The organism is Paenibacillus suaedae, from assembly GCF_032337355.1.
GTDB lineage: Bacteria > Bacillota > Bacilli > Paenibacillales > Paenibacillaceae > Paenibacillus_B > Paenibacillus_B suaedae.
Genome location: NZ_JAVYAA010000007.1, coordinates 235,182 through 251,402 on the forward strand (window position 1 = coordinate 235,182; position 16,221 = coordinate 251,402).

15 protein-coding genes are annotated in these 16,221 nt (G+C 47.5%); 10 read left to right on the plus strand and 5 right to left on the minus strand.

Translation table 11 applies throughout. From position 1 onward, the window contains the following. Positions 1-10: 10 nt before the first annotated feature. Both RQP50_RS24200 and RQP50_RS24205 read right to left on the minus strand, forming a co-directional pair. A complete protein-coding gene (locus tag RQP50_RS24200; RefSeq protein ID WP_315747004.1) occupies positions 11-1,096 on the minus strand; it encodes a serine hydrolase domain-containing protein in 1,086 nt (361 codons plus the stop codon). Continuing rightward, entirely contained in the window at positions 1,093-1,662 is a 570-nt protein-coding gene (locus RQP50_RS24205; protein ID WP_315747005.1) for a TetR/AcrR family transcriptional regulator, read from the minus strand. Before RQP50_RS24205 ends, RQP50_RS24200 begins: the two co-directional genes overlap by 4 nt. A 299-nt stretch (positions 1,663-1,961) precedes the next feature. Here RQP50_RS24205 and RQP50_RS24210 point away from each other — a divergent pair, with 299 nt between their 5' ends. The 4 genes from RQP50_RS24210 to RQP50_RS24225 are packed head-to-tail and all read left to right on the plus strand — an operon-like array spanning position 1,962 to position 5,603. Then, positions 1,962-2,504 carry a sigma-70 family RNA polymerase sigma factor gene (locus tag RQP50_RS24210; protein ID WP_315747006.1) on the plus strand — a complete coding sequence of 181 codons (543 nt, stop codon included), beginning with the start codon at positions 1,962-1,964 and terminating at the stop codon, positions 2,502-2,504. Beyond that, entirely contained in the window at positions 2,491-3,906 is a 1,416-nt protein-coding gene (locus tag RQP50_RS24215) for a DUF4179 domain-containing protein (protein ID WP_315747007.1), read from the plus strand. Before RQP50_RS24210 ends, RQP50_RS24215 begins: the two co-directional genes overlap by 14 nt. 52 nt (positions 3,907-3,958) lie before the next feature. Next, positions 3,959-4,951, plus strand: a complete 993-nt coding sequence (locus RQP50_RS24220; RefSeq protein WP_315747008.1) for a hypothetical protein — start codon at positions 3,959-3,961, stop codon at positions 4,949-4,951. 22 nt (positions 4,952-4,973) lie between these two features. Next, positions 4,974-5,603 (plus strand): hypothetical protein, encoded by a 630-nt coding sequence (locus RQP50_RS24225; RefSeq protein WP_315747009.1) that lies wholly within the window; start codon positions 4,974-4,976, stop codon positions 5,601-5,603. A 161-nt stretch (positions 5,604-5,764) separates the two neighbouring features. Here RQP50_RS24225 and RQP50_RS24230 read toward each other — a convergent pair whose 3' ends face one another. After that, complete coding sequence (locus RQP50_RS24230; protein ID WP_315747010.1) at positions 5,765-6,583, minus strand: WcbI family polysaccharide biosynthesis putative acetyltransferase; 819 nt, start codon at positions 6,581-6,583, stop codon at positions 5,765-5,767. Positions 6,584-6,653: 70 nt separating this feature from the next. Continuing rightward, positions 6,654-7,346 (minus strand): glycosyltransferase family 2 protein, encoded by a 693-nt coding sequence (locus RQP50_RS24235; protein WP_072730097.1) that lies wholly within the window; start codon positions 7,344-7,346, stop codon positions 6,654-6,656. A 293-nt stretch (positions 7,347-7,639) separates the two neighbouring features. On the opposite strand from RQP50_RS24235, the gene RQP50_RS24240 reads away from it, so the two are divergent. Then, positions 7,640-8,671 (plus strand): LacI family DNA-binding transcriptional regulator, encoded by a 1,032-nt coding sequence (locus RQP50_RS24240; protein WP_072730098.1) that lies wholly within the window; start codon positions 7,640-7,642, stop codon positions 8,669-8,671. Between the two features lie 196 nt (positions 8,672-8,867). Here RQP50_RS24240 and RQP50_RS24245 read toward each other — a convergent pair whose 3' ends face one another. Beyond that, on the minus strand, positions 8,868-9,773 hold the full coding sequence (locus RQP50_RS24245) for an NAD-dependent epimerase/dehydratase family protein (RefSeq protein WP_315747011.1): 906 nt from the start codon (positions 9,771-9,773) through the stop codon (positions 8,868-8,870). A gap of 799 nt (positions 9,774-10,572) precedes the next feature. On the opposite strand from RQP50_RS24245, the gene RQP50_RS24250 reads away from it, so the two are divergent. The 5 genes from RQP50_RS24250 (at position 10,573) to RQP50_RS24270 (ending at position 16,186) form a co-directional block, all read left to right on the plus strand. After that, complete coding sequence (locus tag RQP50_RS24250; RefSeq protein WP_315747012.1) at positions 10,573-11,751, plus strand: Gfo/Idh/MocA family protein; 1,179 nt, start codon at positions 10,573-10,575, stop codon at positions 11,749-11,751. Between the two features lie 119 nt (positions 11,752-11,870). Further along, positions 11,871-12,776: an ABC transporter permease gene (locus RQP50_RS24255; RefSeq protein ID WP_315747075.1), complete on the plus strand. Its 906-nt coding sequence runs from the start codon at positions 11,871-11,873 to the stop codon at positions 12,774-12,776. Between the two features lie 13 nt (positions 12,777-12,789). Further along, on the plus strand, positions 12,790-13,674 hold the full coding sequence (locus tag RQP50_RS24260; RefSeq protein ID WP_072730100.1) for a carbohydrate ABC transporter permease: 885 nt from the start codon (positions 12,790-12,792) through the stop codon (positions 13,672-13,674). 56 nt (positions 13,675-13,730) lie between these two features. Next, on the plus strand, positions 13,731-15,362 hold the full coding sequence (locus tag RQP50_RS24265; protein ID WP_315747013.1) for a type 2 periplasmic-binding domain-containing protein: 1,632 nt from the start codon (positions 13,731-13,733) through the stop codon (positions 15,360-15,362). A 155-nt stretch (positions 15,363-15,517) separates the two neighbouring features. After that, entirely contained in the window at positions 15,518-16,186 is a 669-nt protein-coding gene (locus RQP50_RS24270) for a hypothetical protein (RefSeq protein WP_315747014.1), read from the plus strand. Positions 16,187-16,221: the final 35 nt, after the last annotated feature.

The following is a 16,221-nucleotide window of genomic DNA, read 5'->3' on the forward strand; positions in this document are numbered from 1 at the left end:
TTGCGTTTGGCTATCTGCACTTCAGGAGAACGTCAATGGCCTTGAACATAATGCGAACTGCCTTAGCGGTGGATCGCAGTTGATTCAAACTGCAGATCAGATAGGCATCGAGGGCGGGATGATAGAACATAACGGTTCCGGAATAGCCCCATGCGCCCCACGCATTATATCTTGCCGGGAATAAGATTGGAACGGTTCGAAAGCGGACGATGCCGTACCCATAATCCACGCCCGGCCTGAACTTCGTCCATACTTGCATGCGCTGGAGGCTTTCGTTGGATATCAACTTGCCGCTCGTAAGAGCCTTCATGAATGTCAGCAAGTTCTCTGAGGTCGATATTAAGGCGCCGCCTGCGTATTCCATGCTGATGCTTTTGTAATGGGTGATTGCAGTCTGGCCGGCATATAAGTCGGCCATGGGATAAGGGTCTTCTACTGCCGGTGTAGAATAAAACGCCATATGCGTATGATGGAGTTGCAGCGGTTCGAATAAGTAACGGCGAAATGTTTCATGGAGTGGATTGGATGTAATGTTTTCAATGAGTAAGCCTAGTAAGTGGTATCCGGTATCCGAGTAATGGATTCCCTGTCCGGGAGGGAAATGGGAAGTCAGATGCTCTTTGGACCATTGGATAACCTCCTGCGGCGTCCATTGGCGCGAAGGTTCCGAGGTGAACAGATCGAGCATCCGCGGGCCTTGCTTGGGGCGATCCTCAAAGTAATCGTTCAATCCGGACGTATGGCTGAGCAGATGCTTGATTTGAATTTGAGTAGAGTAATCGGTGCCCTTGTAAACATGCAGCTTGTGCATCAGCTCAGAGGGAAGGTAATGATGGATGGGATCTTCATAGGTGAGCTTGCCCTCTTCGGCGAGCATTGCTGTAAGTACCGAGGTGAACAGTTTGCTAATGCTGGCAATATAATAGCGCTGCTGCGGAAGGGCTGGCTTGCCTTGCGTCATGCCTTCCGCCATGTTCAGATGAATGCCTAGCGGCTCGCAATGTACGAGGAAATAGGCATTGTGAAGCTTGTGATTGCGCTGAATAACGCTTCTAAACTGCCGCTCGATTCGACTCATCGCTTCCTGACGATTCATAATTGCTCCCCTTTCTGCCGCATGCGGGCGGCAGCAATAATATCGGCGGACGTACTGTCCATGACCTCAATGTCATTGAAGCCTTCTGGCAGCAGGCCATTAGCCGTCATAACGGACAGACCTAGCGTAAATATTCTCATCTTAAGCAGAATAGGCATCAGCTCTTCGTCTGTGAAATCCGCGAGCTCCGGATCGGTCTTCATTCTGTCGATAAGGCTGTTCATCTCGCCCGGCTCATGCTGCAAATAGGGGTTCGGTCTCATGACCATGTCGCGGAACAGGAGCGGGTATTCCCGTGCGAAGCGGAGTGTGGCAACGCCAATATCATGGAATGGCTGACCCGTATCCTGACTGAGGAGATAATCGTCGCTGAAAGTAAAAATACGCTGTACAACCACTTGAATGAGCTCCGCAACATCTGTGAAGTTGACATAAATAGGCGCAATTGAGCTTCCCAGATGTTCTGCGACCTTGCGAATCGTAATGCTGTAGATTCCTTCTCGCATGGCAATGTTGAAGGCAGCATCAATGATCGTATCCCGCGAAAATTTCGTCTTAGGCGGCATAGCGGGTCTCCTCCCTAGTAGGCATCCAAATCCATTAGGATATCATCTGATACATATCAAATGATATTTATTTATAATCAGTATATATGTGACAGGTAGATATTCAATACCTCATTAGGAAAAATACGGAAAATATATTTATTTGTACATCTGTTCGACCCTTCTTAATTGGGGAGGTTTGTCATGAACGGCTTTTTGTCCTGCCAAATGAAATGTTGATTGGATGGAACCAACTTCCTTCATATCCAATCTAACGTAATAGAATAAGCTTATTTAAATCTTGAGGGAGGATTATCAATGTGCTAACGGTGGACGAAGTAAGGCTGGCACAGCAGGGAGATTGCGAAGCATTTATTCGGCTTATTACAGGTATGGAGCGCAGTTTATATCGGGTAGCACGTTCCATCTTGAAGCGGGATGAGGATTGCGCTGATGTGATTCAGGAGGCGATATTCAAGGCGTTTCGCGCGATACATACTTTACGAGAACCTGCCTACTTCCAGACATGGATGTTCCGTATTGTAATGAATGAATGTCATCAATTAGTCAGCAAGCAGAAGCGGGTTGTCATTATGGCTGATCTTCCGGCAAAAGCCGCACCTGTTGCGGATAATGAGCATTTCGAGTACTTGGATCTGATGGCGGAGATTGATCGGTTGGAGGATAATCACCGCATCGTCATTTCGCTGCATTATTTTGAGGACATGTCTGTGAGAGACATTGCGGAGCTGCTGGACACAACAGAAGGAACGATTAAGTCGCGCTTGCATCGGGCCCGTGCAGCGTTGGCGAAGGTGATGGACAATCCTTTTGAAAGGACGGGCGACTATGAAACATGTTGATATGGAGCATGTGCTCAAGCAGGCGGCTGCCAATGAGCCGCTCGAAGTCCCTGAAGTGGTGCGGCAGCGCTACGACGCTACCTATGCGCAGCTGCGAGACCTGGCGGCTAAGCGGGATGCTGTGCCAGATGTTGTGAAGCAGAGTGTTGTGAAGTCCGTTCACGCGCTGCGATCGAATGCAGCAAGCCGACAAAAGAGACGCTTGCGCCAAGTCGCCGTCATAACGGCAGCGGTATCTTTTATCGGCATGGGCATTATCGGCTCTGGGTTCGTGTCGCCGGTGATGGCGCAGACATTGAAGAAGATTCCGCTTCTGAATACCGTGTTCACGATTGCGGGGGACTTAGGGCTGCAGGCAGCGGATGAAAAGGGGCTCGTCGATAATGTCAATCAAAGCGTGACGATAAACGGAGAAACGCTGAAAGTATCCAAGGTCATCTACGATGGGGCAAGATTATCTGTGGGCTTCGTTCAAACAGCGCCTGGGCGGAAAATCGAACAGGTAAAGCTGGCGATTGACGGAGAACTCGATCATTTTGCGAGCAGTTTACGGGATAGCATCCTATCGGAAGACGGCAAGACGGTAAACAGTGTCATTAACTTTACACCTAACTGGAATCTGCCCGATGAGTTCGAATTGAAGCTGTTTGTGTTCTTGGAGGGAATGGAGCAGGATCGATTCGAATTCAGCTTCCCCGTGAAAAAGGTTGCTTCGCGAACCATCACATCGGACATGGTAAGAAAGCACGGGGAGTCCGTCGTGAAAGTAGATAAAATCGAAATGTCGGAAGTGTCAACGCGGGTTATTTTGAAACACGAGCATCCACATCGTCCTAAAGAGTTAGAGCCATTGGGACTTAATGTTGCCATCTTCGATGATCGCGGAAATGAACTCCAGCCAATTAACGGGAGGGATGGATCAGGGACATTGATTAATGGGATCGAGCACATTACGTGCAACTTCAATTTCGCACCGTTCCAACATCCATCGAAATCGATTACGTTGAAGCCGTATTTCAGAACATTATCTAAGAAACCACGGTCTCAAAATAAAACTACGGTTAACGAGATGCCAAGCGAAGAGAAGCCACTTATTCTCAGCCAAGGAGCGGCTGGACGTTTGGAAGTGACGCGCTTGGAATGGAAGGGCGACAAACTATTTGTCTATTACAGCAAGGTTGGCGACAATCCGTTTGATAACGGTCGTCGTTTATATTTGGAAGATGAGCAAGGGCAATTGCTCATGGATGAGCAAATCCGGGTGATCGATCCCGAGAATTATCGCTTTGTCGCGGAATATGACCAGGTATCGCCCGATCAGAAACTGACATTCGTGACGGAAGATACACCACTGGTGGATTACATCAAAGACTTGGAAATGACAATCCCCTTAACGGATTAGATACACAGAAAAGGAACACATAAACTGACAATGCTGAAGGGAGCAATTTCAAATGAAATCATGGAACAAAGTATGGATATGCATGACGGCAGCGGCGCTTGTACTGACAGCTTTACCTGCAACGGAATCTTATGCATCGAAGAAGGTCGCACAGGCGAGTGAACAGAACACGATGAAGCTAACAGATGTGGATAAGGAAACCCAAGAGAAAATAAAAAAAGAGGTTCGTGATTTGTCAGGCTTGTCTATCGTTGAGGCCGATGTGAACATGGAAGGAGTGAACTTGACGATTACTTTCAAAGACAATATAGGGAATATGATGATGAACAAGAACACGAAGGAAATCGTGTTTTTGAACCTGCGCCTCACCTTCGATCAACTAGAAAAGGCCAAGCAGGACAAGATGATTGGCTTGCTTAAGGAGCTGAATAATAAACGGAAGTATGCACCGAAACAAGTGGATCTACATAAATCCCCGAATGAAACCCGTATTTCGATGCTGGGTGAGGATTTTGCCGCTTCCATGACAGATCAGGATCATACCGCTTATATCGACTTCTCCTATAAGGATATAGACGCTTCAGTACGGAAAAATGCAGAAGAAGCCTTGAAGAAGTTCTCGAACGGCGGAAATCCAGCATTAACGAGAGCCCAACTGCACAAGTTCGTGAACAACGATCCGAAAATGAAAGAGGATTCTTACGTATGGCGAATTAGCGGCGGCGATGAAGAGCAGTGGATAGGCCTGGAGATCGGTGCTGTTACGGGTAAAATCTATGATGTTCTTATAAAGAAAATGGATGTTCCTGATAAAGATAAAGCATATGCGGATTTGGACATCAAGAAGGTGAAGGCTGCGGTAGAAGCCAAAACAAAATCAATATTCAATATAAACTTGAGCGGGTACGAGGCGAAGCAGGAGTCGAAATACGGAAATAAATTTGCCTTTACGAAAAAAGGAAGTCCTTCGATAGAAGCCAGAGTGGACTTGAAAGGGAACTGCTACGGTATCAGTCTGTTGCCTGAGAACGGCAAGAGAAACTAATGGGTAGGAGGAGGATTTATTCATGAAACGGTGGAACGTAGTTCTATTATCTGTAACCGCAGCAGCGCTGCTTATGGCATCCATTCCGGCACCGACATCCGCTGTGGCAGCTGCGGCCAACTCCAAACAACAAGGCGAGCCGGGATTCACGAAGACCGTTAAGGATTTGGACAAGGAGCTGGTGGAGAAGGCGCAGGAGGCTTTGAAGCCGTTTGTAAATGAAGAAATCGACTTTGAAGGCGTACGGTATTCGTATAAAATCGATGGGAAGAAAGAGCCTACTCTTTATTCGAAAGCCTATCGAACCGTAACGCATCCCGTAAAGGGAGCGGAGAAAATATTTGCTGCTGAGGTTACGATCAAAGCACAAACCGGTGAAATCTATCAAATCAATCTCGACCCTCAGCTCTCTTCCTTGGACGAGGGCATCCGGACAAAGATGAAGGCAGCCATCACAGAAACAGAGAAGAGCCTCTCGTATGACGATATTACGAAATTGAACATTGATGGAGCAAGCGGCGAAATCAGTACGCTAGGTCCTTACCATCTTGTCATCGACGCGAAAAGCGGCAAAGTGCAAGTGGCAATTTATAATGTGCCGAATTCTAAGGTTGGTCAGAGGGCTGTCCAAGCTGCTCAACAATATAAATGAAAAAGGAAAGGTCTTCTTATTAAACAGAGAACTAGTTGCGAAATCAAAATAGAAGACCGAGAATGTTTCGACGGAGAACAGAAGACAGAAGGCAGAAAAAATCAGAGAGGCTGAGTGCCCTCTGATTTTTTTTACATATGATCCGGTTTCTTATGCAAGCCCTACACCATTTGCAGTTCTTGGCTGTGAATATCCACGTACCGTGCGATATATTCTTGGAAGGTGAACTTCTCATCTCCCAGCGAATAGATACGCGCACCTGGCTGTAGAAATCTCAGATCCAAATGCTTGATGACGCTTGGATAAATAGGGTGAATCAAATCGATGAAGTCTGAATCGTAAAAGGCTTGCGCAATTTCCATCGTAGAAATTCCGATTCGCTGCAAAATGTTCATCGCTAAGTAGCGGATAATATGGTACCGAGGATGGCAGACCGTGCAGAATAGATGCTCCTTCTGATAATGCTGCTCGATGAAATTCGCAAGCGGAATATCAATGTCGAATTCGCGTTGGCGGAGATTATACATGAATTCATTGTGGATCATTTGCAGTTCTTTGGCGGAATAGAATTGCTCGTCAGACAATATGGCGACAATTCGCTCCTTGCTCTCTCCTTGCTTCAATAACCGGAGAACGTTCTGATCCTCGTATCCATACAGCGTATTCTTGTTATTGTAAGTAAATTGAGGGTAGTAGGATTTGAAGTAGGCGTTGCCAATGCTAATTTTCTTGCAATGGGGCGGCAGCCTGCTTAACAAGTAATCACTAGACAAGCGCTCGCCGTAGGCATCGCTCGTCTTCATGTAAATGAACAAATCACAATCGTTCAGCACATGATCGCCGATACCGATCTCTTGATTGCAGTTTTGGATAGGGAGCACATCTACCAGCTTATAACTGTAACGGAATGTGTGAGATGCCATCAAATACCTGCGTATGGGAAATACGTGACAATTGCCGAATACAATACATTTTTTCATTCGATATACACTCCCTCATTCTATCTATGATAGACAGAGATAATCGAGCCTCGCGTTCCGTGTTCAGGGGTTACGTGACAGGAAGATAATTGTCAACGGGATTCAGCGGGAAATGATTGAATGGAAGGTGGTAGGTCTCTTTCCCTAGAGTACCGCCCCACTTGGTCTCATAATAGTAGTGGTACAACGGGAAGGTAACGTGATGGAGATGGGTGAGCAGGGGATTGGACTTAACCGTCGAAGCCCCGGCATTATGATGGGTCACGCCCAGTCCGGTTGGAACGATCGGGTATCCTGCCAGCACGACTCTTCGGTACCAGTCCTGATCGGAGAAGTACATAGGAAGCAGGTGGTCCCACGGTCCAGCAGCCCTAATTGCGTCCATGTGAAATGCAGCGAGCGTATCCAAGTTAGTGAAGGCGACGCCCCATCGATGCCCAGTCTGCTGCCATGCTGCTAACGTAGCGAGGAATGCATCCGGAACGCCTTCATGAGCTTCTGCGTCGGAATGCATATAGAGAACTGCGTTACATTGCCGCTCAGCGCCCCATCGATGCAGCATATTTTGCGATTGACTATGTGAGAAGGGAACGGGGGGCTCGTAAATCGAAACGATAGAGGATAACGCTTCTTCATGACGCAGGTCATGGCTGTCTGAATTATCGATGATAACCGTATGCGGCCAGTAGGGCTGGATACTGGCAATGGCCCGATACAATAGATCAAGGCGATTCACATAAAAGATGCCGAGCATGTATTTCATCCTAGCGACCCTCCACAGGTTCATGCACGAAGCGGATAGGAACTGACCTATTGTTAATATATAATGCACGGCATTGGCTATTGGTCAGGGACAAAATGTCCCTATTTGTAAAAAAAAAGCGTCTGAAGCCAAATTTCCCGAATCAGTGAGGGAAAGTGAGGGGGAAGTGAGTGAACCGCACCGCCTTGTACTTCATGCTTTTAAGTGCATGATCGCTGTGGTATGCTGTGATTTACAACTAGACCGCTTACCGACTTCGAAGAAGATAAGTCATACTGCCAGGGGAGGAGATCATGGTCAGACTGAAAGATATAGCAGAGAGGGTCGGAGTCTCGATATCGACTGTCTCACGCGTTATAAATCATGATGACAGCAGGCGAGTAAGTGAAGAGACGAAGCAGAAAATATGGCAGGCCGCCAAAACACTCAATTATCAGGTAACACCTATAGCCAATCCCAAAGCGCGTACCCGAACGCGGCATCACACATCTCCTATGTCCACTCATGCGATTGGCTGCATCCTATCACTTCCTGACAACAAGTACAATCATCCTTACTTTTCTCCGATTATTCAAGGAATAGAAGCCAAGCTGCTTGAGGCAGGAGCTTCACTTGCTTTTTTACATACCCAAGCTGAACTGAGAAGCACCACGTTGTTTGAATCCCTATTGAAGTCGTATCAGCTTAGCGGAATCATTTGTGTAGAAGGAATGGATCCTGCTCAATATAAGTGGCTGAAGGAGAGAGTGCCGAACATTGTTGGGATCGATGTAGCAGATCCGTCAATTCCAGTTATTTCCTATGATCGGATGAATGCGGCAAGGGTGGCGGTTGGTCATCTCATCACGAATGGGCACCGCAAGATTGGATTTATTGGAGGGAAAGGGCTTCTTGGACAACTGGAGCGGGAGAAGAGGTATCGGGGATACCGAATCGCTCTTGAGGAAGCGGGCTGTGTGTGGAACCCGAATTGGGTCATTGACGCTGAATGGGATGCGGATCGCAGTTATGAACAGATGAAGCAGCTAGTACAACAAGTAGATCGGCCTACTGCGATGTTCTGTGCCAGCGATATGATGGCGATTGCTGCGATGCGGGCAGCAGCGGAAGAGGGACTGTCCATTCCCGGGGATCTTGCCTTCATAGGCATTGATGATATTGAGTTCGCCAAGTACAGCTCTCCGCCATTGTCGTCTATTCATATTCCGAAGTACGAGATGGGGTATGCTGCTGCGAAGGCTTTATTGGATGGGCTGACGGATCCATATCCAGCGCCTTTCCGAATGCTGCTCCCTTTTTCTCTGATTGTACGCAAGTCTACCTGAGCGGATGCGGCTGTCCTCAATAGCTGTTAAACAGGAGATCAGTCCTATAAGATAAACGAAGACGCCTTTAAAACCACGGTTTTAGTGGAGAAAAGGCGTCTTTTGTCATGCAATGTTCACCCCCATGTAGGGGGGGCAAAATGTAAGACGGACTTTTGAAGCGGATCCTTGTGTGTTTTACTTCGAGCCTGTCCTATTACGAACGGGAACCGATGATCGATGTAATGAGTTGAGGATACCAGTCCTGAATCGAGTCGAACTTGAATCCGTGCTGTACTGCCTTGCTTGTATTCAGGCCCCATCGATCCGGCACGCCGAACGGAGACAGGTGAGCGGTATCGAATGCTGCTGCCTGCTGTGGATCGGAAGTGTCTACGATTAGCGCGGATTTGCCTACGCCCTCTTCGATAAGCTGAATGATCTGACGGATCGACAGTACCCCGTCTGAGCAGGCATTGACAGGCCCTTCGAAGTGCTGGTTTTTCAGCCAGAATAGGAAGCGGGCTGCTTCATCCGAAGTGATATAGCTCATCTCGGCTTGTGGATTCGGAAGTCCGATAGGAAGCCCCTGTTGTACATGCTCGATGTGGAAATGAAGCCGCTTCGTATAGTCATCCATGCCAAGCACGATTGGAAACCGGACGGCACATACGGGGAAGGAAGCATGCTGGAACAGGACGGCTTCAGCAAGCCGCTTGCCTTCGCCATATGCGATTTCCTGCGGAAGATTGGCTGGAATGGCGTATATATATGGGGAGAATTCCTCTTCGGAATAGCCTATCTGCCCGAAGGGATAGACAGACAAGGTTGAAGTGAAGATGTACCGCTTCACCTTGCCAGCAAATATCTCACAAGCATGGAACGCATCCTGCGGGTGATAGCCGATATTATCGTACACGACATCCCATTCCGTGTCGCCGACAGCCTGCCGCAATTGTTCAGGCACTGTTCGGTCAAGATGGATACGCGTCACTTGATCACCGAAAGAATCCTCCGTATGTCCTCGTGTTGCAACGGTAACATCCGAGCCTTCTTGAATAAGCAGGTTTACAAGCTTCTTGCCAAAGAAGCGGGTTCCCCCGAGTACTAGCACTTTACTCATGTCATCAAACTCCTTCTCTTACCTGTTTATAGTGTGAAGGGGACGATTAATTCTACCTATGTTGTATTCGCCGATTGCACGGATATTCCTGTACGCCGTATTGAAACTGATCAACTCCATGCAATACGGAGAAGCTGAGGGAGATGCATAGTTTGGATATTTGCCCCAAATATTTAAAATTTGGTTGATGAAAAATTCATCCAAAAACGTGTTGACGGAGGAAAGTTTAGCGTAATATAATGACGACAAGCTTGCAGATGAAACCATTTCGTAGTAAATGTGCTCGCGATATTTTTATCCAAACTTCAATAGATTTTACCCCAAATATATTTGTCTTTTTTGCGCAAAGTGATTCAATACCCAAACTTAAGTACTTGGGTAGCACTCATCATATTCCCATCACATGACCATCAATCACGATCATCACATAAGAAAATCCATCACATCAGACACATTTCAATTATTCACCATTCAGCATGGTGCAGGAAGAAAACTCCTTATGAACCCAAGAACCCAATGATCTAGTAGATCTTTGCACCTATGATCCTATGAACCCCGACTCGTATGGATTTTATAGATCTCACCATGAGAGCCGACTAGAAAATATCTGATTGAACGTTAGCCATTGTGCTGCATGCTTTATTGCTGACGCTTATTTCCCCTTACCTGCATCTAGCTGCTGCACAAGAGAACTAGCGGCATCGCGTATTGAAAGCGCTTTACTATAGAGGGCGATGTGCTGCTGCAAGCGGTTGTTTTGCACAAGACTTGCAAGCATAATCGAGAGGAGAATGAGGAAATGAAGACAGAGAAGCAAGTTCGAATTGGCATGATTGGTGCACGAGGAAGAGGGACAATCGCAAAATACTGGCATCAGCCGGAGGGTCGATCCATTGTAGTAGGCGCAGCTGATATTTATCCGGAGCGCCTTCAGGAATTCAAGGACGATGTTAACCCGGATGCGTTCGTCACGACAGACTATCGGGAACTCCTTGCACGCGAAGATATCGATGCGATAGCGGTGACCTCGCCTGATTTCTGTCATGAGGAGCATGCCGTAGCAGCGCTGAAGGCAGGAAAGCATGTATTTTGCGAGAAGCCGCTGGCGATTACGGTGGAAGGCTGCGACAATATTTTGAACGCGTGGAAGGAATCCGGCAAGCATCTGATGGTTGGCTTCAATATGCGCTACATGAACATGTATCGCACGATGAAGGAAATTGTGGATTCTGGTGTAATTGGCGAGATCAAGGCTGTATGGGTAAGACATTTTGTAGGCTGGGGCGGGTATTTCTATTTTCACGATTGGCATGCGAACTCCAAGAACAGCACAGGATTGCTGCTCCAGAAGGGATCGCATGATATCGATATCATTCATTGGATTACAGGGCGCTATGCGATGAAGGTGAGCGCATTCGGCAGCTTGGACTTTTATGGCGGGGATAAGTCGAATGACTTAACCTGTCCAAGCTGTGAGGAGCGGACAACGTGTACGGAAGCGAGCCCAGGGAGACTAATCGAATGTGCATTCCGTGAAGAGGTGAATGTGGAGGACAACAATATGGTCATTATGGAGCTGGAAGGCGGGATTAAAGCCTCCTATCTACAATGCCACTTCACACCGGATTATCAGCGGAACTATACCTTTATCGGCACGGAAGGCCGGATGGAAAATAACGAAATGGAAGACAAAGTATACGTATGGACGCGCAAATCCAATACAGAGCGCGAACTGGCAGATCGCGTGTATCAGATTAAGGAGGCGAAGGGGTCGCATGGCGGAGCGGATCCGAACATTTGCAAGGACTTCGTCGATATGATTCTGCATGGGAAGGAGCCGATAGCAACTCCACTTGCGGGTCGTATGAGCGTGGCTGTAGGTTGTGCGGCAACCGAGTCGATTCGCCAAGGCGGCGGCGTTGTCCCTGTCTCGCCAATCCCGAATTTGGATGCTGCCGCTATCCTATCGGAGGGCTAATCCATGAAGCAGCCGGATAGCTTGCACGTAGACGATGCATCAGGGAGGAAGAAGCGATGAAGGCAACTGAACTTGCAATGCAGCGTTCCAGTGAGCTTGAACCTGGGCGCAACAGTCGAATGGAGCGTATACGCAGGGGGCTGGTGAAGAATTGGCAGTTGTACCTGCTCCTGCTTCCGGTCGTGCTGTACTATATCATCTTTCACTATTTGCCGATGTACGGTATTCAGATTGCCTTCAAGGACTTCATGGCGAATAAGGGGATATGGGACAGTCCGTGGGTTGGCTTCAAGCATTTCGAACGCTTCTTCAACAGCTTCTACTTCGAACGCCTGCTGACGAACACGGTGCTCATCAGTCTGTATTCCATGGCGCTAAGCTTCCCTATCCCGATCTTCCTTGCGCTGATGCTGAACGAAGTGAAGGCCGAGCGGTTCAAGAAGGTCGTACAGACCATTACGTACGCCCCGCACTTCTTGTCGGTCGTCGTTGTTGTGGGGATGCTGTTTATTTTTCTGAATCCGAGTACAGGCATTATCAATCATCTGATCGTGGCGATGGGCGGCGAGCCGATTACCTTTATGACCTCACCGGGCTGGTTCAAAACGCTGTATGTGTTGTCCGATGTATGGCAGACGATGGGCTGGAGCTCCATCATCTACTTGGCGGCTCTTTCCGGTGTCGATCACCAGTTGCATGAAGCAGCTACCATTGATGGCGCAACACGTGTACAGCGCATCTGGCATATTAACCTGCCGACGATTGCGCCAACGATTATCATTCTGCTCATTTTGAATCTGGGCAGCGTCATGTCGGTTGGCTTCGAGAAAGTATTCCTCATGCAAAATTCACTCAACATGAGCAGTTCAGACATCATCTCCACCTATGTGTATCGTACCGGTATTTTGGACGCGCAGTACAGCTTCTCGGCTGCCGTTGGATTGTTCAATTCCGTTGTCAATTTTGCGCTCTTGATTGTTGTGAACTACATTGCGCGGCGTGTCAACGAGACGAGCCTATGGTAAGGGGGGACAGAAGATGATCGATCGTTCGTTTGGCGACCGCATATTTAACCTAATCAATTACACGCTGCTTACCTTGCTCACTCTCATCGTTCTGTACCCGCTCGTATTCGTATTGAGCGCTTCTATCAGTAATCCGGAACATGTGCTGCGCGGAGAAATGTGGCTCATTCCGAAGGGTTTCAATCTTGATGCCTATACGAAAATTTTTCAAAACAAGGACATTCTGCTCGGCTACAGCAACACCATTCTATATACGGTCATCGGTACGGCGCTTAATGTCGTGATGACCATCTGTGCTGCATATCCATTATCTCGCCGTGATCTGGCAGGGCGGGGATTTGTAACCGGACTTATCGTATTCACGATGTTCTTCGGGGGCGGATTGATTCCTACCTATTTATTGATTAAAAACTTGAACATGCTCGATACACTGTGGGTCATGATTATCCCGAATGCTGTATCCGTATGGAATATCATCATTATGCGCACCTTCTTCCAGCAGTCGATTCCCGGTGAGCTACAGGAATCTGCGATGATCGATGGCTGCACGCACATTCAAACGCTGCTCCGTATCGTACTGCCGCTGTCCATGCCGATTATTGCAGTTATGGTGCTTTTTTATGCAGTGGGTCATTGGAACTCGTACTTTAATGCCTTGATTTACTTGACGACGAAGGAGAAATTCCCACTGCAGCTTATCCTGCGTGAAATCTTGATTCAAAGCGATTCCGGCGAGTTCGTGAAGCTGACTTCTGAATCAGCGGTCCGGATGAAGATGAGCGTGGAAGGGTTAAAGTACGCTGTACTCGTTGTAGCGAATTTGCCAATGTTGATATTGTATCCGTTCTTGCAGCGGTACTTCGTGAAGGGCATCATGATTGGCGCATTGAAGGGGTAGATTGCACGGCTATCGGTATCGGTATTCCAATATTGAATAATAAAGGGGGACATGTGATGCGTTCAAGAAAATGGTTCACATTGACGCTTAGTGTGGTGCTGAGCTTCTCATTGCTCGTAACGGCGTGCGGAGGCGGAGGAGGCGGCGGTGCAGCGAACGAGGGCAATCGTGATGAGCGTGTGGCGCTGATGAACAAGGAAGGCATGCCGATCGCGAAGGACAAAATGACGATGACGGCCTTCGCCGGCAAGTTCTTCGCTTCTGCCGATTGGAGCAAGCTGATGCTCTGGCAGGAATACGAGAAAATGAGCAATATCCATATCGAGTGGGAGACGGTGCAGATCGACAGTCTGAAGGAGAAGCGCAACATTAAGCTGGCTGGCGGCGATTATCCAGAGATGTTTTTCGCCTCTGCACTGCCGAAGACGGATTTAATCAAATACGGTAGTCAAGGAACATTTCTCAGGCTGAACGACCTCATTGATCAATATGCGCCGAACTTCAAGAAGATTATGGAGCAGTACCCGATTGTAAAAAAGGGAATTACGATGCCGGATGGCAGCATTTACGGCTTCCCAACCATATTTGATCCGGAGTTCAAATCGCTGTTCTACGGCACACCATGGATGAAGCAGGAATGGCTGGACAACGTGGGAATGAAGGCGCCGACGAATCTGGATGAATTGGTTCAGGTGTTGAAAGCGTTTAAAGAAAAGGATCCGAACAAGAACGGCAAGCAGGATGAGATTCCATGGGGATCCAGGGGCGTCAGCATTATGATCAACTTTTTGCGCGGACCATTTGGATTAAGCAAGAACGGGATAGCCAACCCGAATGTGGATCTTGATCCGGCGACGGGCAAGCTTCGCTTTGTTCAGTCAACTGATGAATATAAGCAATTGCTGCAATATGTCGCTAAGCTATACAAGGATGGACTGCTGGACAAGGAAACCTTCACGATGAAGGATACGGACATTACCTCGAAAGCGAGCGCCGGCTTATATGGGTTCTTGGACGGTGTTGATCCGAAGGCCGTATACAATCAGGATGGTTATGTGGGGATGCCGGTCATTCAAGGGGTGAACGGAGAGAAGCTGCTGACGAATATCGGCTCGCCGCTTGGCAACCTCGGCATGTTCGTCCTGACGGACAAAGCGAAGAATCCAGAAGCCGCAATTCGCTGGATTGATCATTTCTATGGCGATGAAGGCGCCAAGATGTTCTTCATGGGCTTTGAAGGTGTTACCTATCAGGTGAACGACAAGGGTGACTATGAATATCTAGATGCAATTAAGAACAACAAGGATGGTCTGAATCTGGATCAGGCCATCAGCCAATACCTGACGTGGCCGGGCGGCTACTATCCGGGCATCGTGAAGCAGAAGTTCTTCAAGGGTGCGGAGGGCTATCCTTCTTCTGTGAAAAATGCACAGGATGCAGAACCATTCTCCGTGAAAATGGAAGATGTGTGGCCGTCCTTCAACTTCACGCCAGAGGAGCAGGAAGAATTGACGACGATCCAGACGGACATCCAGACGTATATCGACGAGATGCGCGACAAGTTCGCCTCTGGAGCTGCAGGCTTCGACCAGTGGGATGCGTATGTGAAGCAGTTGGAGCAAATGAACGTGAAGCGTTACTTGGAGATCTATGAAGCTGCTTATGAGCGTTATAAGGGTGGAAAATAATCTATCAAATGACCCGCAGTGAGGGCACTTAATAGTGTAACCTACTGCGGTTTTTTTGTGCTTATAGGTCATTTGTCACATAATAATGGAGGTTTCATAGTCAAGTAGTCTGATTTGGTGGTATATTTAAACGATAGAAAAAAGGAGGAATAAGGATGACAAAGAAAACCTTAGCACTAACAATAGCTTCAGGACTATTAGCAGCGTCATTAACGGGTTGTACGAGCAGCAATGCAGATGTGCAAGCGCTAGAGCAAAAAATAGCGGCATTGGAAAAAGAAAATGCAGAGCTTAAAGCGAAGGATAGTAAAAATGTAGATGCTCCTGCAAAAAAAGAAAAGGAAGCTGAGTCTGAAAATACAACAACTGCTGCTGCGAAAGACGACAAAACGATTGAAGCCAATAAAGCAATAAAAATAGGAGATTTTGCTGAGTTTACCGTCACAGGCGCTAAATTCGGAACTAAAATCGTACCCCCAAAACCAGACAGATTTTACACCTACTATGAGGTAAAAGATCAAGCAAATACGTACTTTGATGTAGTTGTAAAAGTGAAAAGCCTGCTGACTATCGGAAAAGGATCTGATGAATTCGTATCGGTAAAAGTCGTTTACGATGATAAATATGAATATGATCCATTCTCGGCGATAGAGGAAAAGGGTGGTGGTGACTTTACATATACGATGATTACGAAGATTGAGCCATTAAAAACGGGAACACTTCATTTTATTAGTGAGGTGCCAGCCGAAATAGCGAAAGATAAAAAACCGATAAAAGTGTTGATTACTTGTAACGGAGAAGAGTATACCTACAAATACCGCTAAAATATCTACTATGAGCCTAGTTTCTTTACAACTAG

Coding starts and splice junctions, on each gene's coding strand:
- RQP50_RS24200 (WP_315747004.1), bottom strand. CDS start 1,096: ATGAATCGTCAGGAAGCGATGAGTCGAATCGAGCGGCAGTTTAGAAGC.
- RQP50_RS24205 (WP_315747005.1), bottom strand. CDS start 1,662: ATGCCGCCTAAGACGAAATTTTCGCGGGATACGATCATTGATGCTGCC.
- RQP50_RS24215 (WP_315747007.1), top strand. CDS start 2,491: ATGAAACATGTTGATATGGAGCATGTGCTCAAGCAGGCGGCTGCCAAT.
- RQP50_RS24220 (WP_315747008.1), top strand. CDS start 3,959: ATGAAATCATGGAACAAAGTATGGATATGCATGACGGCAGCGGCGCTT.
- RQP50_RS24225 (WP_315747009.1), top strand. CDS start 4,974: ATGAAACGGTGGAACGTAGTTCTATTATCTGTAACCGCAGCAGCGCTG.
- RQP50_RS24230 (WP_315747010.1), bottom strand. CDS start 6,583: ATGAAAAAATGTATTGTATTCGGCAATTGTCACGTATTTCCCATACGC.
- RQP50_RS24235 (WP_072730097.1), bottom strand. CDS start 7,346: ATGAAATACATGCTCGGCATCTTTTATGTGAATCGCCTTGATCTATTG.
- RQP50_RS24240 (WP_072730098.1), top strand. CDS start 7,640: ATGGTCAGACTGAAAGATATAGCAGAGAGGGTCGGAGTCTCGATATCG.
- RQP50_RS24245 (WP_315747011.1), bottom strand. CDS start 9,773: ATGAGTAAAGTGCTAGTACTCGGGGGAACCCGCTTCTTTGGCAAGAAG.
- RQP50_RS24250 (WP_315747012.1), top strand. CDS start 10,573: ATGAAGACAGAGAAGCAAGTTCGAATTGGCATGATTGGTGCACGAGGA.
- RQP50_RS24255 (WP_315747075.1), top strand. CDS start 11,871: ATGGAGCGTATACGCAGGGGGCTGGTGAAGAATTGGCAGTTGTACCTG.
- RQP50_RS24260 (WP_072730100.1), top strand. CDS start 12,790: ATGATCGATCGTTCGTTTGGCGACCGCATATTTAACCTAATCAATTAC.
- RQP50_RS24265 (WP_315747013.1), top strand. CDS start 13,731: ATGCGTTCAAGAAAATGGTTCACATTGACGCTTAGTGTGGTGCTGAGC.
- RQP50_RS24270 (WP_315747014.1), top strand. CDS start 15,518: ATGACAAAGAAAACCTTAGCACTAACAATAGCTTCAGGACTATTAGCA.